The 21,528-nt window shown below is 66.9% G+C and carries 19 protein-coding genes; 15 read left to right on the top strand and 4 right to left on the bottom strand.

The genetic code is table 11. The annotated features are described in order from the left end of the window. The first annotated feature begins 63 nt into the window (after positions 1–63). From J2S71_RS08965 to J2S71_RS08995, 7 genes are all read left to right on the top strand, one after another. A complete protein-coding gene (locus tag J2S71_RS08965) occupies positions 64–1,140 on the top strand; it encodes a hypothetical protein (RefSeq protein WP_156901005.1) in 1,077 nt (358 codons plus the stop codon). A 403-nt stretch (positions 1,141–1,543) separates the two neighbouring features. Next, positions 1,544–4,351: an isoleucine--tRNA ligase gene (ileS, locus tag J2S71_RS08970; RefSeq protein WP_307391023.1), complete on the top strand. Its 2,808-nt coding sequence runs from the start codon at positions 1,544–1,546 to the stop codon at positions 4,349–4,351. A gap of 125 nt (positions 4,352–4,476) precedes the next feature. Next, positions 4,477–4,968 carry a signal peptidase II gene (gene lspA, locus J2S71_RS08975; protein ID WP_040651464.1) on the top strand — a complete coding sequence of 164 codons (492 nt, stop codon included), beginning with the start codon at positions 4,477–4,479 and terminating at the stop codon, positions 4,966–4,968. Next, positions 4,962–5,996: an RluA family pseudouridine synthase gene (locus J2S71_RS08980; RefSeq protein WP_307392458.1), complete on the top strand. Its 1,035-nt coding sequence runs from the start codon at positions 4,962–4,964 to the stop codon at positions 5,994–5,996. The genes lspA and J2S71_RS08980 overlap by 7 nt, the downstream gene beginning before the upstream one ends. Positions 5,997–6,016: 20 nt before the next feature. Continuing rightward, positions 6,017–7,306: a glycosyltransferase family 2 protein gene (locus tag J2S71_RS08985; RefSeq protein WP_307391028.1), complete on the top strand. Its 1,290-nt coding sequence runs from the start codon at positions 6,017–6,019 to the stop codon at positions 7,304–7,306. Positions 7,307–7,466: 160 nt separating this feature from the next. After that, positions 7,467–8,981, top strand: coding sequence for an IMP dehydrogenase (locus tag J2S71_RS08990; RefSeq protein WP_307391032.1), 1,515 nt, complete (start codon positions 7,467–7,469; stop codon positions 8,979–8,981). A gap of 170 nt (positions 8,982–9,151) precedes the next feature. Next, positions 9,152–10,243 (top strand): hypothetical protein, encoded by a 1,092-nt coding sequence (locus J2S71_RS08995; RefSeq protein ID WP_307391035.1) that lies wholly within the window; start codon positions 9,152–9,154, stop codon positions 10,241–10,243. A 19-nt stretch (positions 10,244–10,262) separates the two neighbouring features. Here the strand turns inward: J2S71_RS08995 and J2S71_RS09000 are convergent, their stop codons facing one another. The 4 genes from J2S71_RS09000 to J2S71_RS09015 all read right to left on the bottom strand — a co-directional run bounded on the left by J2S71_RS09000 (position 10,263) and on the right by J2S71_RS09015 (position 14,207). Beyond that, the gene (locus tag J2S71_RS09000) at positions 10,263–11,417 is read right to left on the bottom strand and encodes a toxic anion resistance protein (protein ID WP_307391037.1); all 1,155 of its coding nucleotides are present in this window, start codon (positions 11,415–11,417) and stop codon (positions 10,263–10,265) included. 64 nt (positions 11,418–11,481) lie between these two features. Further along, positions 11,482–12,396 carry an FAD:protein FMN transferase gene (locus J2S71_RS09005; RefSeq protein WP_307392461.1) on the bottom strand — a complete coding sequence of 305 codons (915 nt, stop codon included), beginning with the start codon at positions 12,394–12,396 and terminating at the stop codon, positions 11,482–11,484. 124 nt (positions 12,397–12,520) lie between these two features. Further along, positions 12,521–13,741 carry a Gx transporter family protein gene (locus J2S71_RS09010; RefSeq protein ID WP_307391040.1) on the bottom strand — a complete coding sequence of 407 codons (1,221 nt, stop codon included), beginning with the start codon at positions 13,739–13,741 and terminating at the stop codon, positions 12,521–12,523. A gap of 1 nt (position 13,742) precedes the next feature. Then, entirely contained in the window at positions 13,743–14,207 is a 465-nt protein-coding gene (locus tag J2S71_RS09015) for a NusG domain II-containing protein (RefSeq protein ID WP_307391043.1), read from the bottom strand. Between the two features lie 331 nt (positions 14,208–14,538). Between J2S71_RS09015 and J2S71_RS09020 the strand changes: the two genes are divergently transcribed. Genes J2S71_RS09020 through J2S71_RS09055 form a run of 8 tightly spaced genes read left to right on the top strand, consistent with a single transcriptional unit; the run spans position 14,539 to position 21,452 of the window. After that, a complete protein-coding gene (locus J2S71_RS09020; protein WP_307391045.1) occupies positions 14,539–16,320 on the top strand; it encodes an IS1634 family transposase in 1,782 nt (593 codons plus the stop codon). Positions 16,321–16,357: 37 nt separating this feature from the next. Next, positions 16,358–17,683, top strand: a complete 1,326-nt coding sequence (rsxC, locus tag J2S71_RS09025) for an electron transport complex subunit RsxC (RefSeq protein ID WP_307391048.1) — start codon at positions 16,358–16,360, stop codon at positions 17,681–17,683. 1 nt (position 17,684) lies between these two features. Further along, on the top strand, positions 17,685–18,668 hold the full coding sequence (locus J2S71_RS09030; RefSeq protein WP_307391051.1) for an RnfABCDGE type electron transport complex subunit D: 984 nt from the start codon (positions 17,685–17,687) through the stop codon (positions 18,666–18,668). Continuing rightward, the gene (locus J2S71_RS09035) at positions 18,661–19,224 is read left to right on the top strand and encodes an RnfABCDGE type electron transport complex subunit G (protein WP_307391054.1); all 564 of its coding nucleotides are present in this window, start codon (positions 18,661–18,663) and stop codon (positions 19,222–19,224) included. Before J2S71_RS09030 ends, J2S71_RS09035 begins: the two co-directional genes overlap by 8 nt. Beyond that, positions 19,221–20,021 (top strand): electron transport complex subunit RsxE, encoded by an 801-nt coding sequence (gene rsxE, locus J2S71_RS09040; protein ID WP_307391057.1) that lies wholly within the window; start codon positions 19,221–19,223, stop codon positions 20,019–20,021. The genes J2S71_RS09035 and rsxE overlap by 4 nt, the downstream gene beginning before the upstream one ends. Further along, positions 20,021–20,512, top strand: a complete 492-nt coding sequence (locus tag J2S71_RS09045) for an electron transport complex protein RnfA (RefSeq protein WP_307391060.1) — start codon at positions 20,021–20,023, stop codon at positions 20,510–20,512. The genes rsxE and J2S71_RS09045 overlap by 1 nt, the downstream gene beginning before the upstream one ends. Beyond that, entirely contained in the window at positions 20,490–20,612 is a 123-nt protein-coding gene (locus J2S71_RS09050) for a hypothetical protein (protein WP_307391063.1), read from the top strand. The genes J2S71_RS09045 and J2S71_RS09050 overlap by 23 nt, the downstream gene beginning before the upstream one ends. A gap of 9 nt (positions 20,613–20,621) precedes the next feature. Further along, on the top strand, positions 20,622–21,452 hold the full coding sequence (locus J2S71_RS09055; RefSeq protein WP_307391066.1) for a 4Fe-4S binding protein: 831 nt from the start codon (positions 20,622–20,624) through the stop codon (positions 21,450–21,452). The last annotated feature ends 76 nt before the right edge of the window (positions 21,453–21,528 follow it).

A 21,528-nucleotide genomic window follows, 5' to 3' on the forward strand; every position in this document is an offset into this window, starting at 1 on the left:
CCTCATTTGTATTAGAATGTGGACACGTCCCAATATTCTTGTTACCCAACGCAAGGAGGATTCATGGCAGACGAGACCCCTCAGACCCCAGGAGCACCTGGCGGCGTATCCCAGCCCCAGCAGCGCCAACCTCAACCACCCCAGGCCCCACGGGGCGTCCCCCAGGCGGGGGCGCCCGTGCCGCCGGGAGCGCCCCAGCAGCCGGCGGCGCAGGGCCCGACGGCAGCGCCGGGGCAGCCGTCGACGGCGGTGCCCGCCGGGGCGCAGGGAGGCGCTGCAGCCCCTGCGCCGTACCCGCCGACCGCAGGCGCACAGCCTGGTGCGGCCCCAGGTGGCCCCGTGGGGCCGACGGAGGCGGCCACGCCCAAGAAACCGCTTTCCAAGCAGACCATCCTCATCATCGTGGCTGTCGTCGTCGCCATCGTCTGCCTGGTCGTGGGAGGCTACGTGGGCGCCTCGAGGGAGAACGGTCGCATCCGCAACCTGAGCGATAGCGACCTCAAGAGCGAGTTTGGCTATGTGCGCCAGGAGAACATCCCCTCCAGCGACAGCTCGACCAAGGGCAAGACGAACTCGAAGAGGAACTCCGACAGCGGCTCCACGGGCACCGAGCTCACGGGCGAGGTGTCCTCCGATTGGCAGGACTGCGAATTCTCCATCGACGACCACAAGTTCAGGCTCGGCGAGTCCACGCTGGGCGATCTCATGAGCCAGGCGGGCTGGGAGTTCGAGAACGCCAGCTATGACGACGGCTATGTCGTCAACCCCGACCAGACGCTGACGGGTATCACCCTCAAGCACGACGACTACGGCTACCTCTACATCGGAATCGCCGTCACGAACGACAGCGAGGACCAGATGGACATCAAGGACTGCAAGCTCTCGGCCTTCAGCGTGACGTACAGCGCCAGCGCGAAGAAGGCGCCGACGGTCATCATCGCGGGCGGCGTCACCCTGGGGCAGACGGGCTACGACGATGCCAAGGCGGCCATCTCGGATGCCCCCTCGAACGAGTCCAACAGCGGTAACTACCAGACCATGACCTTTGACTCCCGCGACCACACCACGAGCCTCAACCTTGGCTTCTATGACAGCAACAGCTATGCCCTCTCGAGCATTACGATGACCAAGCGCATCTAGTCGTCCTTGTCCGCTGCCACACGACGGTGCCACGGCCCCCACGGAGCGTCCTCCGTGGGGGCCGTGTGTGAACAATTGGGGGCACGCGCACCGGGCCTCGACGCGCGTGCTATGATGCCAACTCGAAGCGAGGAAGGGGAGAGTACCTCGGGGAGCACGCCTCACAGAGAGCGGGAAGGCTGAGAGACCGCAGGCGCGTCCGGGCGAAGATCACCCCAGAGCCGCGACCCCAAAGCGCCTCGCGCGCAAGTAGGCGTCGCCGGAGTGGCCGCCGAGACAGGCCAGCCGAGTTGCGGCCTTGGCCGCGTGCTGGGTGGTCACAAGCGAAGCATGCAACCGTGCGCTTCGTCCCAGCAGAGAGGGACGGGCGCATGTTTTTGTGCCCATGAAAGGACGGGAACGCGTGGCGAACAGGTATAAGGATACGACGAATCTCCCCAGGACGAAGTTCCCCATGCGGGCGAACCTTGCGGCCAACGAGCCCAAGCGCCTCGCCCAGTGGGAGGAGAACCACGTCTACGAGCAGATGCTCGCCAAGAACGAGGGGCACGAGAAGTTCGTGCTGCACGACGGCCCCCCGTACGCCAATGGCCCCATCCATCTGGGGCATGCTCAGAACAAGATCTCCAAGGACATCATCAACCGCTACTGGTCCATGCGTGGCTTCCAGACGCCCTACGTGCCCGGCTGGGACTGCCATGGCCAGCCCATCGAGCACAAGGTGGAGGAGGATCTGGGCACCGAGAGGTTCAATCAGCTCCCCACCGTCAAGATTCGCGAGATCTGCAACAGGGTGGCCGTCGAGCAGGTGGACACGCAGCGCTCGGGCTTCAAGCGCCTGGGCGTGCTGGGCGAGTGGGACAATCCCTACCTCACCTACACGCACGACTACGACGCCACCGACATCGAGATCTTCAAGGCCATCTTCGACAGGGGCGCCATCTACCGCGGTCGCAAGCCCGTGCACTGGTGCAGCCACTGCCATACGGCGCTCTCCGAGGCGGAGATCGAGTACGCCGACGAGGTCAGCCCCGCCATCTTCGTCCGCTTCGAGATGGCCACCGTACCCGAGGGCCTCGAGGCCTTCAAGGGTAGGCTCTGGGTGGACATCTGGACCACCACGCCGTGGACCCTGCCCGCCGACGATGCCGTCATCCTGCATCCCGAGGCGGACTATGTGGCCGTCGTCGTCGACGGCCGTGCGGAGATCATGGCCGAGGCGCTTGTGGAGACGTGCTGTGCCAAGTTTGGCTACGAGCGCTACGAGCTGGCCCGAGACGCCAGCGGTGCCATCTGGCGCACGAGCGGCGCCGAGCTGGCGCACAATCGCTACCGGCAGCCCATCTTCGGCGATGCGGGCGAGACGGGCGAGTTCATCTATGCGGACTACGTCACGCTCGACGATGGCACCGGCATCGTGCACAGCGCCCCTGGCCACGGCGTGGATGACTACATCGCCGGCATGAGGTTCGACATCCCCGTGATCATGCCCGTGGACGATGACGGCCGCTTCTACCGGGGCGAGGGCATCGGCACAGGTGGTCCCTGGGGTGGCATGGAGGTCAGCGAGGCCAACCCCGAGATCATCGAGTGGCTCCGGGAGCGCGGCACGCTCATCCTGTACGAGGACATCACGCACAGCTATCCGCACTGCTGGCGGTGCAAGAACCCCGTCATCTTCCGCGCCACGAACCAGTGGTTCGTCTCCATGGACAGGACGGGGCTCAGGCGGCAGGCGCTCGAGGCCCTCGCGCACGTGGACTTCTATCCCGCCCACGCCATCAAGCGCATCGGCTCCATGGTCGAGCAGCGCCCTGACTGGTGCATCTCGCGCCAGCGCAACTGGGGCGTGCCCATCCCGGCCTACACCTGCCAGGACTGCGGTGAGACGGTCATGAGCGACGAGACGCTCGACAAGGTCATCGAGCTCTTCCGGCAGAAGGGTTCCGATGCGTGGTTCACGGACGATCCCGCCAGCTACCTGGGCGACGCCTGTGTGTGCCCCTCCTGCGGCAGCCACAACCTCAAGGCCAACGGTGACATCCTGGACGTGTGGTGGGACTCCGGCGTCTCACATACCGCCGTGTGCAGGCATCGCGACTACCTCAAGTTCCCAGCTGACATGTACCTTGAGGGGTCCGACCAGCACCGCGGCTGGTTCATGAGCGCCCTCATGACGTCCGTGGGCGCCTATGGCGTCGCCCCCTACAGGTCCGTGGTGTCCCAGGGCTTCACGCTCGACGGCAAGGGTCGCAAGATGTCCAAGTCGCTCGGCAACGTCATCGATCCCAACGAGGTCTGTGCCGAACGCGGTGCCGACATCCTGCGCCTGTGGGTGGCCTCGGTGGACACCTCCACTGACGTCCCCTGTGACGAGGACATCCTCGCCCATGTGGGCGATGCCTATCGCAAGATCCGCAACACCTTCCGCTTCCTCTTGGGTGAACTGGAGGGCGAGTTCGACCTCGCCACCGATGGCCTGCCCGCAGGCGAGCTCGAGCCACTCGACCGGCTGGCCGTGGCCCGCATGAGCCAGGTGCACGACGAGGTGAGCCGTGCCTATGAGGGTTACCGCTTCAACGTGGTGTACCGCACGCTGTACGACTACATCATCACCGAGCTCTCCAACGACTACCTCAATGCCACCAAGGACCGTGCCTACTGCGAGGGCAAGGGCTCCACGGCGCGCAGGAGCGTGCAGACCGCCTGGTCTTACATCCTCAAGATGCTGGTGCACGACTTCCAGCCCATCTTGGCCTACACCTGCGACGAGGTCATGGCCTACCTGCCACAGTCCCTGCGAGACGGCCAGACCCATGCGGCCCTGCTCGACTGGTTCGAGGCACCCTTGGCTCCCGAGGGATACGAGCCGCTTCTGGCTACCTACAGGGCGCTTGACGAGGCGCGCTCCGCCTTCACCAAGGCCTACGATGCGGCCCTCGCGAACGGTGTGGTCACGGAGAAGACCACCCAGGCGACGCACGCGGAGCTGACGCTGCCGCATGGGGCGTTTGCGCTGCTGACCGGCGGGGGGGCGCCCGACCTGGCGGAGGCCTTCGTGTGTTCCGACGTCTACGCGCACGAGGGCGACGAGCTTGCCTGTGAGGTGCTGCCCGCCGAGGGCGGCAAGTGCCCACGCTGCTGGAACTGGCGCAAGCTGGGCGCAGATGGCCTGTGTGCGCGCTGCCACGATGTGGTGGAGAGCCTGTAGGGAACGTCCGTCTGTAGTAGCCTGGTACCTGCGAGCTATGGGAACCGTCCCGCCTGCGCGGGACGGTTCCCCTCCGTGAGGGAGGCGAGTTGGGAACGAGCAGAGGTACTATGGCGTCGCGGCCCATGCGCATGCGTGGCTTCGGGCTCGCTGCCGTCCTGGCGGTGGCGCTCGACCAGCTCTCAAAGGCCTGGGTGCGCGACAACCTGCCGCTCGGACGTCACACGGGCCTCATACCGCATCTGCTTGGCCTCGTCCACGTGCGCAACACCGGGGCGGCCTTCAGCATGGGGGAGGGCGCCGGCCTGGTGTTCGTGGCGGTGGCGCTGGTGGTCACTATCATCTGTACCGTCATCGTGTGGCGCCGCTGGCTGCCGCTCACGCTCGTCGTGCCCTTGGGCTGCATCGTGGGCGGGGGCATCGGCAACATGATCGACCGCCTCGGCCAGGGGTTCGTGACGGACTTCCTGTCCCTCGACTTCGTCAGCTTTCCCATCTTCAATGTGGCCGACTGCTTCGTGACCGTGGGCATCGTCGTGGCCTTCGTTGTCTGGCTCATGTGGGATGCCCGCCATCAGCTCAAGGGGGCGCCCACCCGGAGGGGCACGGCATCGTGACGCGTATCCTTGAGCTTCTTGTGGGACCCGAGGGGGAGGGGTCGCGCCTCGACGCCTTCCTTGCCGTCCAGGAGGGCATGCCCTCGCGCTCTGCCTGTGCCCGGCTGGTGGAGGCGGGTGCCGTCACCATCAACGGCACGGACGCCACGTCAAAGTCCGAGCGCGTCGTTCTCGGCGATCGCATACGTGCGAGCATCGAGGAGCCAGAGCCTGCGGCACCTGGCGCCCTCGTCCCCAACCATGCGATCCCCCTGGACATCCGCTATGAGGACGATCGCCTCATCGTGCTTTCCAAGCAGGCGGGGCTCGTGTGCCATCCCAGCCCCGGCCATGTGGATGACACGCTGGCCAACGCCCTCGTCGCGCACTGTGGCTACGACCATCTGGGCACCCTCCAGGGAGACGACCGACCGGGCATCGTGCATCGGCTCGACCGGGACACCTCGGGCCTCATGGTGGCAGCCAAGGACGACGAGATGCAGCGCGCGCTGCAGGACCTCATCCGCCTGCGCGTGCTCGACCGGCGCTACGTGGTGCTGGTGCATGGCTATGTGGCACCGGACCAGGGGACCATCACCACGGGCATCGCCCGCTCCCCGCGCGACCGCCTGCGCATGACCGTCTCCGACGACCCCTTGGCGCGCGAGGCCATCACCACGTTCACCACGCTGGAGCGCTTTGAGGCGGGCCGCTATGATGAGGGGTACAGCCTGCTCGAATGCCACCTCTACACCGGACGCACGCACCAGATTCGCGTGCACATGCGCCACATCGGCCACCAGGTGGTGGGCGACCAGCCCTATGGGCGCGGGGACGCCCGGCGCAACCGTGGGCTCGTCCGACAGTTCCTGCACTCGTGGCGCATCGCCTTCGACCATCCCGCCACCGGCGAGCCGATCGTGCGGGCTGACGTGCTCCCCCCTGACCTACTCGATATACTGAAGGGGCTTGGAGACAGCTCCATGGGACGTACCGAGGCGGGCGTACGCATCTGTCCACAGCTTGGCGTCGATGGCCCCACGGCGTAGTCGGCAGGGAAGGAGTCCTCGTGGACTTGCAAAGGCTCGGCATCACACCCATCGTCATCTTCAATGGCATCGTGTGGCTCTTCTTCACCCTGGCCTACTTCTACCAGCTCGTCTACATCATCCGCGTGTCGGTGCGCGGTACGGTCGTGCTGCCCAAGGCGAAGAGGGATCACAGCTATGCCTTCGTGATCGCCGCGCACAACGAGGAGCCCGTCATTGGCAACCTCGTTCGTTCCATTCTCACGCAAAAGTACGACGGCCTCGCCGACTGCTTCGTGGTGGCGGATGCCTGCACCGACGCAACGGCCGAGGAGGCACGCAAGGCGGGGGCCATCACCTGGGAACGCAACGACCTCGCCCGCAAGGGCAAGAGCTGGGTCTTGGACTATGCCTTCGACCGTATCCTCAACGAGTACGGCGACCGCTACGAGGCGTTCTTCGTCATGGACGCTGACAACATCATCGCGCCCAACTACGTGGAGATCATGAACCGGGCCTTCGATGCCGGCTATCTGGTGTGCACGAGCTACCGCAACTCCAAGAACTTCGACTCCAGCTGGATCAGCTCCGCCTATGCGACATGGTTCCTGCGCGAGGCCAAGTTCCTCAACAACGCCCGCATGATGCTTGGTACGAGCTGTGCCATCTCCGGCTCGGGATGGCTCGTGTCGGCGAGCATCATCCGCGGCATGCACGGATGGCGATTCCATACCCTCACGGAGGACATCCAGTTCTCCACGTTCTGCTGCTCGCACGGCATCCAGATCGGCTACGCCCCGGCGGAGTTCTTCGACGAGCAGCCCGTCACCTTCAAGGCGTCCTGGACGCAGCGCATGCGCTGGACCAAGGGTTTCTACCAGGTGTTCTTCTCATACAACCACAATCTGCTCCACGGCATCCGCAAGGGGAGCTTCTCCTCGTACGACATGCTCATGACGGTGGCGCCCGGCATGATCCTCACGCTGCTCTCGTTCTTCGTCAACGCCGCCTACCTCATCATCGGCTCGCTCAGCCATGGCTTCATCGCCACCAATGCCGAGCTCGCCATGTGCATCGGGTCGCTGCTCATGACGTTTGGCTCCATATACGTCGTGTTCCTCATCCTGGCGGTCATCACCACCGTGAGCGAGCGGAAGCACATCCACGCCAAGAGGCGCTGGCGCATCGTCACCAACCTCTTCACGTTCCCGATCTTCATGATGACCTACATCCCCATCACGGTCGCGGCCCTGTTCAAGAAGGTCGAGTGGGTGCCCACGAAGCATGACATCGCCGTCAACTTCGATGACGTCATGAGCGAGGACGTCTGACGTCGGCGCCCCCTCGAGGCCGTCGGTGCGGCCTCGCCTCGTGGGCGGCGGCAGGGCTTCAGGGGGAGGAGACGGCGGCTTCCCGTGGCATGCCCCAGTGATGCTACAATCGCCTACAGTTTATGGCTGCGGGTATCAGCGTCTACAGAGGGAGCGTTCCATGGCACATTTCTTCGAGGGAGAGTCCCACACCTTTTCCGAGTATCTGTTGGTGCCGGGCTATTCCTCACATGAGAACGTGCCTCAGGGCGTCTCGCTCAAGACGCCGCTCGTCAAGTTCAGGCGTGGCGAGCACTCTGCCCTCACCATGAACATCCCTCTGACATCCGCCGTCATGCAGGCGGTCTCCGGTCCGCGCCTTGCCATCGCACTTGCGCAGGAGGGCGGCATCTCCTTCATCTACCAGTCCCAGGCCCCCGAACAGGAGGCCAAGATGGTGCGCGAGGTCAAGTCGTACAAGGCGGGCTTCGTGGTCTCCGACTCCACCCTGACGCCGAGCATGACCCTGGCCGACGTGCTCGAGCTGCGCAACCGCACGGGCCATTCCACGATGCCCGTCACGGAGGACGGCAGTGCGCATGGCCTGTTCTGCGGCATCGTCACGAGTCGTGACTATCGCGTCTCCCGCGACGACCCCAGCAAGAGGGTCTGCGAGTTCATGACCCCTGCCCAGCAGTGCATCACGGCGCAGGAGGGCACCACCCTCAAGGCCGCCAACGACATCATCTGGGACCACAAGCTCAACCAGCTGCCCATCGTCGATGGGGAAGGCAGGCTCGTGTCACTCGTGTTCCGCAAGGACTACGACTCGCACAAGAGCCTGCCGAACGAGCTGCTCGACGAGCACAAGAGCTACATCGTCGGCGCGGGCATCAACACGCGCGACTATGCCGAGCGCGTGCCCCTGCTCGTCGAGGCTGGTGCGGACGTGCTCTGCATCGACTCCTCCGAGGGCTTCAGCGAATGGGAGAAGCTCACGCTCGACTGGATTCGTGAGCACTATGGCAATACCGTCAAGGTGGGCGCGGGCAACATCGTGGATGCCGAGGGCTTCCGCTACCTGGCGGAGGCGGGTGCCGACTTCGTGAAGGTGGGCATCGGCGGTGGTTCCATCTGCATCACGCGCGAGCAGAAGGGCATCGGCCGCGGTCAGGCCTCGGCGCTCATCGACGTGTGCCGTGCTCGCGACGAGTACTTCGAGGAGGCGGGCGTCTACGTGCCCGTGTGCTCCGATGGCGGCATCGTGTACGACTACCACATGATGCTCGCCTTGGCCATGGGTGCCGACTTCCTCATGCTGGGCCGCTACTTCGCCCGCTTCGACGAGAGCCCGACGCGCCGCCTCAACGTCAATGGCTCCTACGTGAAGGAGTACTGGGGCGAGGGCTCGGCGCGCGCGCGCAACTGGGCCCGCTACGACCTCGGCGGTGACAAGAGGCTCTCCTTCGTGGAGGGCGTGGACTCCTACGTGCCCTACGCCGGCCCACTCAAGGAGAACGTGGAGGGGTCACTCACCAAGGTGCGCTCCACGATGTGCAACTGCGGCGCGCTTGACCTCTGCGAGCTGCGTGAGAAGGCCAAGATCACGCTCGTCTCCGCCACCTCGCTCGTGGAGGGTGGCGCGCACGACGTCATCCTCAAGGAATCCGACTCCAGCACCAACTTCAGGTCGTAGGGAGCTGATCGCATCCATCGTGCGCCCGTGCCCCGCCCCGAAAGGCAAGGTGGGCGGCACGTCCTGGCGAGGCGCTCCCATGGGGTGTGGGGGAAGGCCCCTGCCCTGCGCTACTGCTAGAATCAGATGCCAGGCGAGGGGACGTGCACGGACTCTTCCAGGGAGTGACGATGGGCGACAAGGACATGCGCGATCTACAGCAGCAGGGCAGCGAGCTCGTGCGGCAGGTGAGCCAGGCGGTCTCGAAGATAGACTTCGAGGGCACCGCCCATTCGCTGGGCCAGGCGGCTCGTGGGGTTGCCCGGCAGCTGGGGCTCATGGGACCTGCGCCCTCGCCCTACATCGTCTGCGACAGGAGCACCGGTGCCGTCGTGAGGATGGTCACGGGCGTCCTGCTGCTGTCCACATTGGTTCCCGCTCTGGGGATTTTCGCCATCGTCCTTCTGGCTCTTGGCCGTGCGGTGCTGTCGATCGTGTTCGGGCTCGTCAGCATCGTCCTTGCCATCGGCGCCGTGATGCTCATATGCCAGGGGGTGCAGCGTCGCCGCATGACGAAGGCCCTCTCGCGTGCGGCTGATGCCCTGGGCGAGCGCCAGATGGTCACCCTCACGGATCTCGCCGCTCTCACATCCACGCCCGTCGAGCGCCTGAGACCCCTTGTCCGTGGGGCCATCGAGCGGGGGCTCATTCCGCGCGGCCACCTTGACACCCCCTTGGGTACCGAGACGCTCTATCTGACAGATGCCCCGTGGGAGGCGGATTGTGCGGCTCGCGATGCCTCCCTGCGTCAGGCTGCCGAACGCGCCTCATGGGAACAGACGCTCTCAACGGAGGCCCACGAGGTGATGGATGCCTGCTCAGCCTTCGTCTCGCGCGTGCATGCGGCCGTGCCCAGGCTGGGCGAGGGGCAGGTCTACCTCCTGCTCGACAGTGTCGCCACCAAGGTCTCGAACCTTTCCGACTTCGTCGCGCGCCACCCTGAGGTGGCCCCGCAGCTGCGCCATGCCGTCACATACTATCTGCCTACCGCCACGCAGCTGGTGGATGCCTACGTGGAGATCGAGGGACGCGAGCCGAGTCCCCAGTCCGAGGCCACCAAGGCTGAGCTGCGACAGGCGTTCACCCAGTTCGATGTGGCCCTTGGCAAGCTCTCGGAGGAGCTCATCCGAGAGCAGGCGTGGGATCTCAGGGGCGACCTGAAGGTCATGAGCACCATGCTCGCGCAGGACGGCCTGACCGAGGACGGGGGCATACAGGCGTAGGGTGCCTGGCCGCGGCGGGCTAGGAGGCTTGCGACGCCTCCAGCAGCTTCGCCTTGAGCTCGCCCTCGATCTTGGTGAGCTCGGCCTCGGCCTGGCGACGCCTCTCGCGGCCCTCGGACTGCACGCGTGCGACCTCGTCGAGCGTGGAGATGAGCTGCTCGTTGGTGTGGCGGAGCGTCTCGATGTCCACCACGCCGCGCTCGGCCTCGCGGGCAGACTCCACTGTCGCCACCTTGAGCTGGTCGGCGTTCCTCTTGAGGAGCTGGTTGGTCATGTCCGCCACCTCGCGCTGCGCGCGGGCCGCTTGCGTCGCATGCTCGATGCCCAGGGCGATGACCATCTGGTTCTTCCAGAGCGGGATGGTGTTGACCACGGTGGACTGGATCTTCTCGGCCATCACGGCGTCTGAGCTCTGGACCAGGCGAATCTGCGGGGCCGTCTGCAGGGCCACCTGGCGGGTGAGCTCCAGGTCGAAGATGCGCTTCTCGAAGCGGTCGCACTTCTGGGCGAGATCGCGGGCGGCCTGTGCGTCCTCGGCGAGCCCCGACTCCCGGGCCTTGGCCTGCAGGGCGGCAAGCTCGCCCGTGCGCACCTGCTCCAGCTTCTCCTTGCCGGCCACCACATACATGGTGAGCTCCTTGAAGTAGGCCTCGTTGAGGGCGTAGAGCTGGTCGAGCAGGGCTATGTCCTTGATGAGGGTGCGTTGGTGCCCCTCGAGAACCTCGGCGATGGCGCGCACGTTCTTCTCCACCTCGCTGTAGCGGGCCTTGAGCGCGTCCAGGCTGCCCTTGGCCTTGCGGAAGAGGCTGCGGATGCCCTTGGCCTCCTCCTGGTCGGGACTGAAGTTCTTGAGCGTGACGATGAGGGAGGTGACGTCGTCGCCCACCTCGCCGAGGTCGCGTCCCCGTACTCCGGAGAGGGCGCGCTCGGAGAACTCGGAGACCTTGCGCTGCGACCCCACGCCGTAGGCGAGGACGCCCGCGGTGTCGCTCACGTCGATCTTCTCGACGAAGGCGGAGACCTGCTCGCGCTCCTGGGGCGTGAGCGTCGCAGCCGCGTCGGTGGGGGCGGGCTCGGTGATGGGGGAGGGCTCGGGTGCCTGGGGGGCAAGATCCCCAAACTCGAGCTGTGGTTCGGGCGCTTCCATCCCAAGGTCCTGCATGCCGTCTGCCATGGTTCCTCCCACCGTGGTCGGGTGCACATACAAGGGAATTCTAGCGCAGGTTCGCGACTGGTCATCACTCGTTCCGCGTGCGGCTGCCCACCAGCCCGAAGTCGCTCGCCCCGGTCGTGCGGATGTCGCCCCCGCCGGTGACGAGGAGCCCCTGGACACCGTGGTACTCGAGGTAGGCGAGGGCATCGGGTACGGGGAGCATGAAGAGGGGCTTGGTGAGCCCGTCGCCATCGAGGGAGCGCTCGGAGAGGATGGTCGCCCCCACCACGTCACCGCGTACGGGGTAGCCCGTCCTGGGGTCGAGGATGTGCCAGTAGGTGATGCCGGCCCGCTCGAAGCAACGCTCGTAGAGGCCGCTCGTGACCACGGACGCATCGCTGCGGGAGACCTCGGCGACGATCCCCTCGCCGGCGTCTGTCGCAGGGTCCTGGACGCCAATCGTCCAGGGACTGCCGTCGGGCCTGCCACCCATGACCATGACGTTACCGCCCAGGTTCACGAAGGCGCTCGTGACGCCTGCCTCACGCAGCTGTGCGATGAGGGCATCGGCGATGTAGCCCTTGGCGATGCCGCCGAGATCCAACCTGGCGTCGGCATCGAGGAGGGTCACCAGGTTCCCCTCCACCTGGACCTTGGTGTAGTCCACGTGGGGGAGCGCCGCCTCTATCTGGGCGGGGTCCGGCACGATGCCCCCCTTGAAGTCCCAAAGCTCGCTCACGCTGCCGATCGTGATGTCAAAGAGTCCGTCCGACTCCCGGCAGTAGCCCAGCGCCAGGCGGATGAGCTCCGCCGTCCTGGGATCGACCTCCACGGAGGTGCCGGCTGTGGCGTTGATGCGCCCCACGTCACTCCCGTCTATGGTACGCGAGAGGAGCCGCTCGAAGGTCCGGCAGAGCTCGACCACCCCGTCGAGCACGTCCTGGGTCATCACGCCACGCAGGGTGCAGGCCGTATCGAAGCAGAAGGTCGTGGTCTGCAGCTCCTAGGGCGCGCCCGGGGTGGCCAGGCCCCCCGCGCAAGCGGGGAGGCTGGCCGCGAGGGGGAGTAGGGCCAGGGACCGCAGGAACGCACGCCGGGAGCAGACGCGCGGGGCACGCTCGCCGTCATGGCCGGTCATCCGGGGCACCTCCATCCGTCCGCGAGGCCGTCAGCGGCGGCGCGCCGCTGGCATGCAGGTAGGCGCGGGCGACGCGGGGGGCGACCTCCCACCGCCAGAACGTGCGCGTCAGCATGCGCGCCCCCCGGTCGGCACAGCAGGAGACCAAATCATCGGCGAGCAGGGGGGCGAGGCCCGTGGCGATGGAGAGCGCCAGGAGCGGCCCCTCGAGATCGAAGCCCAACCTGTCGAGGGGTGAGAGGGCCCGCCGCACGGTGGGGACGAGATCCTCCAGGCCAACATGCGAGGCGAATGCGACGTTCGCGAGCGTGATGGCAAGGACGCGCAGCGTCATGGCAGCGGCCTGCGCCAGGCCATCGCTCGTGACGAGGACGGGCCCCAGGGAGGCCAGCACCAGGCCGGAGCTCACCGTGGCAACCTGCAGGGCAGAGGTGAGCAACGCCAGGAGGAGCAGGGGGACGAGGCCTCGCGCCGCCAGGCGCGGCCGTACGCGGGCGACCAGGCAGGCCACGAGGGTGGCGCCGGTGGCCGCAAGGAGCAGGGGGAGTGACCCGAGGCGCACGAGAGCGACAGCGTAGGCGACAAGCAGGGCGAGGCGTGCGCCCGCATGCCGGGCGGGTGCGGCGCCCGTCGCCAGGGCGACATGGCGCTCGGGGGGCCGCAAGGCCGAGGACGCCGGTCTGGCACCAGGCTCCGTCATGTCCCCGAGTGCCTCGAGGACCCAACCGGCCAGGATGCCCGTCAGCCCCCCGGTGAGCGCACCCACCACCAACAGCGGCGGTGCACCATACCACACGAGGGACGTCCCCAGCAGCCACCAGGCCACGCAGAGCTGTCCCAGCTCGTGGAGGATGCCACCGACGACCGAGGTCATGGCGGGATGCAGCGTCCGCAGGCGGGAGAGCGGGGCCATGCCTCCCAGGGCGAGGAGCGACCCCAGGGCGGAGTAGGCAATCATGAGAGGGCTGCCAAAGAGGAGTCCCACGGCAAGCACCTTCACCACGCACACGCACAGGGTCGCCCGCGCCCCCAACTCATAGAGGGCCACGAGGATGGCGATGTTGGCGAGGCCCAGCTTGACACCGGGGATGGGCGCAGGGACGAAGGACTCGAGGTACCCCAGGACGAGCGCGAGGGCGACGAGGGCACCCACGCGCTCCCAGGGAAGCGTATGGTCTGCGACCCTCCTCTGTCGGCGCCTTCCCATGTCAGCGGGCCGTCACATCCACGTCGAAGGCCTGTCTCTCGTCCTTCCAGCCCACGGCGTCGACGTCGGCCTGCGTGCCGTCCTGTGCCGTGTCCTCGCCTCGCGCGGGCACGACCTCGACCCACAGCTGGTGGGGAAGGCAGATGAGCTGCTGGCCGGTCTCGCTGATGGGGGTCTGTCGCAGGCACGAGCCGTGGGGGCAGTCCGCGTCCGTCATGCGTGCGGCACCGTCTGCGACCATGATGGTATTGGATCCGAGGGACGAGGTGACCTCCAGCGTGGTGGGCGTGTCCAAGGGGAGCCGCCAGATGTGCCCGTCCGCATCGTGCACGACGGCGACGGGAGTGCCCTCCGTGGGGAGGCGTGTCTGGCCCCCCGCGACGAAGGAGCCCACGAGCAGGGCCATCACGGCGATGCCGACCACGAACGTGGCCCGATAGGTCCTCACGACGTGGACTGCCCTCACGATGGATGCCCCCCGTGGTGGGATGGCGCGCTCATCGGTCGCATCCCCGGCGACGCGCAATGGACTATGACATACCGCTTGGCGGCTGGGACAGGGCCGTTCGAGCCCGCGGTTGTGTAACATGCGAAAAAAGTTGAGAAACTCACCCATTCTTATAGCACCCGTTTTTAGCGTTTAGCACCACGACCCTTTGGGATTCCAGGCACATGTTTCCACCCTGAAAACCAGCCCCGAGCTGGTATTTTTCTGCCCTTTCCCTTGACTTGACAGGCTGCCTCCTGGTAGAATTCCTATATGGTGCTATGGTGTTATCACTTGACAGGGGGACGGGATGGCCTACTTCCTCAAGAGGACCAGGAACAAGAAGGGCCTCTACCTGCAGATCTACGAGAGCCACTGGGACCCGGAGCGCCGCCACACGGTCAACAGGTCGGTGAGGGCCGTGGGCTACGAGCACGAGCTCAGGGAGTCCGGGATCGAGGACCCCATCTCGCACTTCAGGGCGGAGGTCGCCTCGATGAACGCCGAGCGCAAGGCGGCCAGGGAGGCGGAGAGGGCGCGCGAGATCGGCCCCGAGCCGGCGGAGCGGCACCTGGGCCACTTCGCGATCAAGGCGATCGACGACGCCCTGGGCGCCGCCGCCGACCTCGCCTGGCTGCAGGTCCCCTCCGGCTTCCGCTTCCCGCTGGCGGGCCTGCTGTCCTCGCTCGTCTGCGCGCGCGCCGTGGCGCCGCGCTCGAAGTCCGGGACCTTCCACGACGTGCTGCCGCTGATGGAGGGCGTGAGCGCGCGGTTCTCGCTCGACCAGCTCTACGACGGCCTCGCCTACCTGGGCGAGGAGTACGAGAAGGTCGTGGAGATCTACAACGACCGGGCCTCCCGCCTCTTCCCCAGGGACACCTCCGCCTCCTACTTCGACTGCACCAACTTCTACTTCGAGATAGGCCGCGAGGACGGCTTCCGCAGGAAGGGGCCCTCCAAGGAGCACGGGCCCGAGCCGATCGTCGGGATGGGGCTGCTGCTCGACGCCGACTGCGTGCCGATGGGCATGAGCGTCTACCCGGGCAACGAGAGCGAGAGGCCGCAGCTCAGGCATGTGGTGGCGCAGCTCAAGGAGCGCAACGCGATAGCCGGCCGCACGGTGAGGGTGGCCGACAAGGGCCTCAACTGCGCCGACAACGTCGCCGACGCCGTGCTCGCCGGCGACGGATACATCTTCTCGAAGTCGGTCAGGGCGCTGCCGGCGGCCGAGCGCGCCTGGGCGCTGTCCGAGGGCGGCTGGACCGACGTCGTCGACGGGCGCGGGAACGTCGTCTGGAGCTACAAGGAGGCCACGGGCGACTTCGGGTACAGGGTGACCGGCGGGGGCGGGCGGAGGAGGGACGTGAGCCTCCCCGAGAAGAGGGTGGTCACCTACAGCCCGAAGCTCGCGAGAAAGCAGACGTACGAGATAAACAGGCAGGTCGAGAAGGCGAGGGCGCTCAGGCTCGCCGCCGCCAGGAGGTCCGAGTACGGCGGCAGCGCCAGGTACGTCACCTTCACCCCCGTCGACGGCGACGGCGAGGTCAGGGACGGCGCGAGGGTGGTCGCCACGCTCAACCGCGAGGCGATAGGGAAGGCCAGGTCGGTTGCCGGGTACAACATGATCGTCACCTCGGAGGTCGGCATGTCCGCCCGGGAGGCGTGCGACACCTACCACAGACTGTGGCGGGTCGAGGAGAGCTTCAGGGTGATGAAGTCGGAGCTCGACGCCAGGCCCGTCTACCTGCAGAGGCAGAGCACCATCACCGGGCACTTCCTCGTCTGCTACCTCGCGGTGCTGCTGGTGAGGCTGCTTCAGGTCAAGGTGCTGGGCGACGAGTTCCGCTCGGAGGAGGTCATGGGGCTCTGCCGCGGGCTCAACGTCTGCCAGGCGTCGGAGAGGAGGTACGTGAACGTCTCGAGACGCACCCCCATCATCGAGGAGCTCGCCTCGAGGACGGGGCTTCCGCTGCTGCACTTCAACCTGACGGGGGGCGACGTCCGCGCGATCTCGAGCTGCACGCTCGACATGCTGAGGGGCAACGGGAAGGCCCCCTCCGCCGGCAAAAGGGTGGCGGAGGGGGCCTCATAGCACCATAAATGAGGTTCAAATACCAAAGTCAGGTTCGGTGGCTCCGCTGCTGCGTTCCGTGAGGAAGCTGCGTGGCGCGGCGATTCCGCACAACAAGTACACGCGCGACCTCATGACGACGGTCATGCCGCTGCCCACGAGGGTCGTGCTCCCCATGCAGCAGCATGTGGGCTCCCAGTGCGAGCCTCTCGTCAAGCGCAGGGCGCACGTCGACGTGGGCACCCGCGTCGGCCACTCCCAGGCGCGCACCACGGCCGACATCTTCTCGCCGGTCTCCGGCACCGTGATGGAGGTCCGCGACGCCTTCTACGCCAACGGCAGGGCGGACAAGGTGGTGGTGATCGAGCCGGACGGCGGGCAGACCGTCGATGCGTCCGTGCGCAGGCCCCAGGTGACGGACTATGCCAGCCTCGTCGAGGCGCTCAAGCACAGCGGCATCGTCGGCCTGGGCGGTGCGGGGTTCCCCACCGCCCTCAAGATGGACGCCGACTTCGCCAACATCGACCTCTGGCTCGTCAACGCCGCCGAGTGCGAGCCCTTCATCTCGAGCGACTTTCGCGAGATGCTCGAGCACCCCCACGACATCCTCCTGGGCATCCAGACCTGTCTCGACCTCTCGGGCGTTCCCCGCGCGCTCATCTGCATCGAGGACGACAAGCCCGAGGCCATCGAGCTCCTGCGGCGGCTCTGCGCGGACAGGCCCCAGATCGACGTCCACGTGCTGCCCTCCCGCTACCCACAGGGGGCCAGTCGCGTGCTGGTGCGCACGGTCACGGGCCGTGCCGTGCCGCGCGGTGGCCATCTCACCGACGTGGGCGTCATGCTCTTCAACGTGACGACCATGTCGGCCATCGGCGGGTTCCTCCAGACGGGCATGCCCCTCATACGGAGGCGCATCACGGTGACGGGCGATGCCGTCGCGCGTCCCCAGAACCTCGAGGTGTGCATCGGTGCGCCCATCCGCGAGGTGCTCGCGCACTGTGGCATCGCACGCGAGCCCACGAAGGTCATCATCGGTGGACCCATGATGGGCAAGGCCCAGGTGAACCTCGATGCCCCCATCGTGCGCCAGGAGAGTGGCCTTCTGGCCTTTGGGGACCACACGCCCACGAGCGCCCGTACGGCCGCCTGCATCCGCTGCGGGACCTGCACCAACTCGTGTCCCATGATGCTCTCGCCCATGGAGATACAACGAGCCTATCGGCGCAGGGACGTGGCCGCCCTCGACGCGCTCATGGTGGACCTCTGCGTGGAGTGCGGCACCTGCTCCTATGTGTGCCCCTCCCACCAGCCGCTCATCCCCTCCGTGGGGCTCGCCCGCAGGATGCTCAAGGCGGAGCGTCGCAGGGAAGGGAGGGGCTGACATGTCGAGGGAACCCAACGTAACGCTCTCGCTGGGGCCGGCACCCCAGCTCGTGACGCCCGTCACCACGCGCACCATCATGCGGAACGTCCTCATCGCCCTGGCACCCTGCCTCGTGGCGTCCCTCGTCCTCTTCGGCCTCGATGCCCTGCGCGTCACGGCGACCTCCGTCGTCGCGTGCGTGCTCCTCGAGTGGCTGTGGTGCCGTCTCAGGAAGGTCCCGAGCACCGTGGGCGACCTCTCGGCCGCGGTCACGGGTGTCCTTCTGGCCTTCAACATACCAGCGGGCATGCCCACCTACATGGTCGTGGTCGGTGCCTTCGTGGCCATCATCCTCATCAAGGAGCTCTTCGGAGGCATCGGCTGCAACTTCGCCAACCCAGCCATCATGGGGCGCATCGTGCTGTCCATAGCCTTCCCCGCGGCCATGACCACCTGGGTGGTCCCGCGCGTCACGCTCTCCTCCGTCGACGCGGTGAGCTCGGCCACCATGCTCGCCCCCTCGGCGACCAGGATCCCCCTCTGGGACATGTTCGTGGGTACCGAGATGGGCACCCTCGGAGAGACGAGCGCCCTGGCCATCCTGGTGGGACTCGCCTACCTCCTGGCCACCCACACCATCACCTGGCATATCCCCGTCGTCTACGTGGGCCTCGTCTTCGTCCTCTCGGCCCTCATGGGGTTGGACGCCCCGGCCCAGGTGCTCTCGGGCGGCCTCATGCTGGGCGCCGTCTTCATGGCGCCGGACTATCCCACTGCCACGATCACGCCCCAGGGCAAGGTGGCCTATGCCATCGGCCTCGCCCTCATCACCTGCCTCATCCGCTTCTGGGGCAACATGAACGAGGGCTGCGCCTACGCGATCCTCTTCATGAACCTCCTCGCCCCCTACATCAACGAGCTCACGGTGGACACGCCCCTCGGCGGCACCAGGCCCAGCCTGCGCGTGCGGCTGCGGGACCGGGGAGGTGAGACCCATGAGTAGGCCACGGGAGGGGGCGATCCTCCCCCTCGTCCTCAAGGCGGGCCGGCCTGTCTTCGTGCTCGTTGCCATCTGTCTCGTGGCGAGCGCGCCGCTCGCCCTCGTCAATGCCCTGACGGCTCCTGTCATCGCCGATGCGGCGCGGGAGCGCGCCCAGGCCACCTACCGCTCCCTCATGCCCGACGCTGCGCGCTTCGAGGAGGTCCCCTGCGAGGTCGAGGGCGTCACCACGGCGCTGCGCGCGCTCGATGCGACGGGCGCGCCCATCGGCTATGTGGTGGTGGCCGAGGCTCAGGGCTATGGTGGGGAGCTTCCCATCGCCGTCTCCTTCTTCCTCGATGGCAGCGTCGGGAGTATCGTTGCCATGGACAACGAGGAGACGCCGGGCTTGGGCAAGCGGGTCGCAGAGCCCGACTTCTCTGACCAGTTCGTGGGACGTCCCGCCGAGGAGGTCGCCCTCGCGGACGTTGACACCATCAGTGGGGCGACTATCTCCTCGAAGGCATACGTCCTGGCGTTCAACCGGGCGATCGAGGCATACCAGGAGGTGCAGGGATGAGCGAGAGGAACGAGGGGGCCAAAGACGGGCGGACACCGGCCCTGTCAGGGGTGTTCTCCCAGGGGATCCTCAAGGACAACCCCGTCCTGCGCCAGATGCTCGGGCTCTGTTCGACGCTGGCCATCACCACGGCGGTCACGAACGGCATCGGCATGGGGGCGGCCACCACCTTCGTGCTCGTGTGCTCCGGGGTCGTGGTGTCGCTCCTCAGGCGGGTGATCCCCACCACGGTGCGCCTGCCGGCCTACATCACCATCGTCGCGAGCTTCGTCACCCTCGTGCAGATGCTTGTCAGGGCCCATGCGCCCGCCCTCGACGAGAGCCTGGGCATCTACCTGCCGCTCATCGTCGTCAACTGCATCGTCCTCGGGCGTGCCGAGGCCTTCGCCTCCAAGGGCACGCCCGTGAGGGCGGCAGCGGACGGCCTGGGCATGGGGGTGGGCTACACGCTTGCCCTGGTGCTCGTCTCGGCCATCCGCGAGCTTCTGGGCGCGGGCACCCTCCTGGGGGTGCGTCTGCTGCCTCCCACCGTGGAGCCCCTGCTCATCATGGTCACGCCGGCGGGGGGCTTCGCCACCCTCTCCGTCGTGATGGCGGCCTCCATCTGGCTGGAGCAGGCCCGGCAGCGCCGGGCGGGCCTGGCCGCCCGTCCGTCCCGCACGGCGGAGGAGGTCTGCGCGTCATGCGACCTGGGCTGCATGACGGCTGGCAGCGAGTGCGTCGGGCCTGACGTGGGGGTCTCCCTCGTGCGGACCGAGGGAGCGCTCGCCGGAAGTGGGGAGGGGGGCGAGGCCTGATGGCGACCTACGCGGCGATTCTCTTCGGCATGATCCTCTCGGACAACCTCGTGCTCGCGAAGTTCATGGGCATGTGCCCCTTCCTGGGCGTCTCGAAGCGGCTTGACTCCGCCGTGGGCATGGGGGCGGCCGTCACGCTGGTGATGGTCGTCGCCATGTCGGTCACCTGGCCCATCCAGCAGCTCCTGGACCTCTGGGGCATCGGCTACCTGCAGACCGTCGCCTTCATCCTCGTCATCGCCATCCTCGTGCAGCTGCTGGAGATGGCCATCCGCAAGCAGTTCCCGCCGCTCTACACGTCGCTCGGTGTGTACCTGCCGCTCATCACCACCAACTGCGCCGTCTTGGGCGTCACCATCCTTGCCATCGAGGACGGCTACACCTACCTGGAGTCGCTCGTGGCGGCGCTCGGCGGGGGGGCTGGGGTTCCTCTTTGCCATGATCCTCTTCTGTGGCGTGCGGCGGCGGGTGGAGGAGGCCGACCCTCCTGAGGCCTTCAAGGGCATGCCCATCACACTCATGGCCGCCGCCATCGTGGCGATGGCCTTCATGGGCTTCGCGGGCGTCATCGAGAACCTCTTCGGCGTCTAGGGGGAGGGCATGCAGACGATAATCCACTCCGTCCTCCTCATCGTCGTCATCGGTCTCGTGGGCGGCGTCATCCTCGTGATAGGGTCCAGGCTCTTCTCCGTGGAGGTGGACTCGCGGCTGTGGCACGTCATAGACATGCTGCCCGGCCTCAACTGTGGCTCGTGCGGCAACCCGGGCTGTGCGGGCTACGCCAGCGCCATCCTCGCGGGCGCCCCCTGCGACCTCTGCGGGCCGGGAGGGGAGGCCACGGCCAACGCCATCGCGCTCTACCTCGGCAGGGATCCCGGTCACACCACGGTAAGGAAGGCCGTCGTCACCTGCAACGGCGCCGCCGACCGCCTGCGCTCCGTGGAGGCCTACGAGGGCGACCCCAGCTGCCGCGTCTTCGACCTCATGGGGTACATGACGGAGTCGTGCACCTATGGCTGCCTGGGGCTCGGCGACTGTGTGGCGTCGTGTCCCTTCGACGCCATCCGCATCAACGGGAACCATGTCGCCGCGATCGACGTCGGGCGCTGCATGGCCTGTGGAATCTGCGTGGACGTATGCCCGCGCCATGTCATCGCCATTCACGAGCGCTCGCAGACGGACAGTCCCTCCGTCGTCCTGTGCTGCAACACCATGATGGGCAAGCGCGCCCAGGAGGCCTGTGCCAACGCCTGCATCGGCTGCGGACGCTGCGTGGGGGCCTGCCCCGAGGGATGCATCACGGTCATGGACCACGTCGCCCGGATCAACGACGCATGCTGCACGGGCTGTGGCAGCTGCATCGAGGTGTGCCCCGCGAAGGCCATCCGTCCCATCGACCTCTCGCGCCGGGAGAAGGGGGCTCTCGTCTAGGTCCCGCGTGCCCCGCAGCTCCGCTGGCCGACCGCAAACAGCGAAAACGGGGCCGTTCGTAAGTGTTAACAATGGC

Source organism: Olsenella profusa DSM 13989, assembly GCF_030811115.1.
Classification (GTDB): Bacteria; Actinomycetota; Coriobacteriia; order Coriobacteriales; family Atopobiaceae; genus Olsenella_F; species Olsenella_F profusa.

Coding starts and splice junctions, on each gene's coding strand:
- J2S71_RS08965 (WP_156901005.1), top strand. CDS start 64: ATGGCAGACGAGACCCCTCAGACCCCAGGAGCACCTGGCGGCGTATCC.
- lspA (WP_040651464.1), top strand. CDS start 4,477: ATGCGCATGCGTGGCTTCGGGCTCGCTGCCGTCCTGGCGGTGGCGCTC.
- J2S71_RS08990 (WP_307391032.1), top strand. CDS start 7,467: ATGGCACATTTCTTCGAGGGAGAGTCCCACACCTTTTCCGAGTATCTG.
- J2S71_RS08995 (WP_307391035.1), top strand. CDS start 9,152: ATGGGCGACAAGGACATGCGCGATCTACAGCAGCAGGGCAGCGAGCTC.
- J2S71_RS09000 (WP_307391037.1), bottom strand. CDS start 11,417: ATGGCAGACGGCATGCAGGACCTTGGGATGGAAGCGCCCGAACCACAG.
- J2S71_RS09010 (WP_307391040.1), bottom strand. CDS start 13,741: ATGGGAAGGCGCCGACAGAGGAGGGTCGCAGACCATACGCTTCCCTGG.
- J2S71_RS09020 (WP_307391045.1), top strand. CDS start 14,539: ATGGCCTACTTCCTCAAGAGGACCAGGAACAAGAAGGGCCTCTACCTG.
- J2S71_RS09030 (WP_307391051.1), top strand. CDS start 17,685: ATGTCGAGGGAACCCAACGTAACGCTCTCGCTGGGGCCGGCACCCCAG.
- J2S71_RS09035 (WP_307391054.1), top strand. CDS start 18,661: ATGAGTAGGCCACGGGAGGGGGCGATCCTCCCCCTCGTCCTCAAGGCG.
- rsxE (WP_307391057.1), top strand. CDS start 19,221: ATGAGCGAGAGGAACGAGGGGGCCAAAGACGGGCGGACACCGGCCCTG.
- J2S71_RS09045 (WP_307391060.1), top strand. CDS start 20,021: ATGGCGACCTACGCGGCGATTCTCTTCGGCATGATCCTCTCGGACAAC.
- J2S71_RS09055 (WP_307391066.1), top strand. CDS start 20,622: ATGCAGACGATAATCCACTCCGTCCTCCTCATCGTCGTCATCGGTCTC.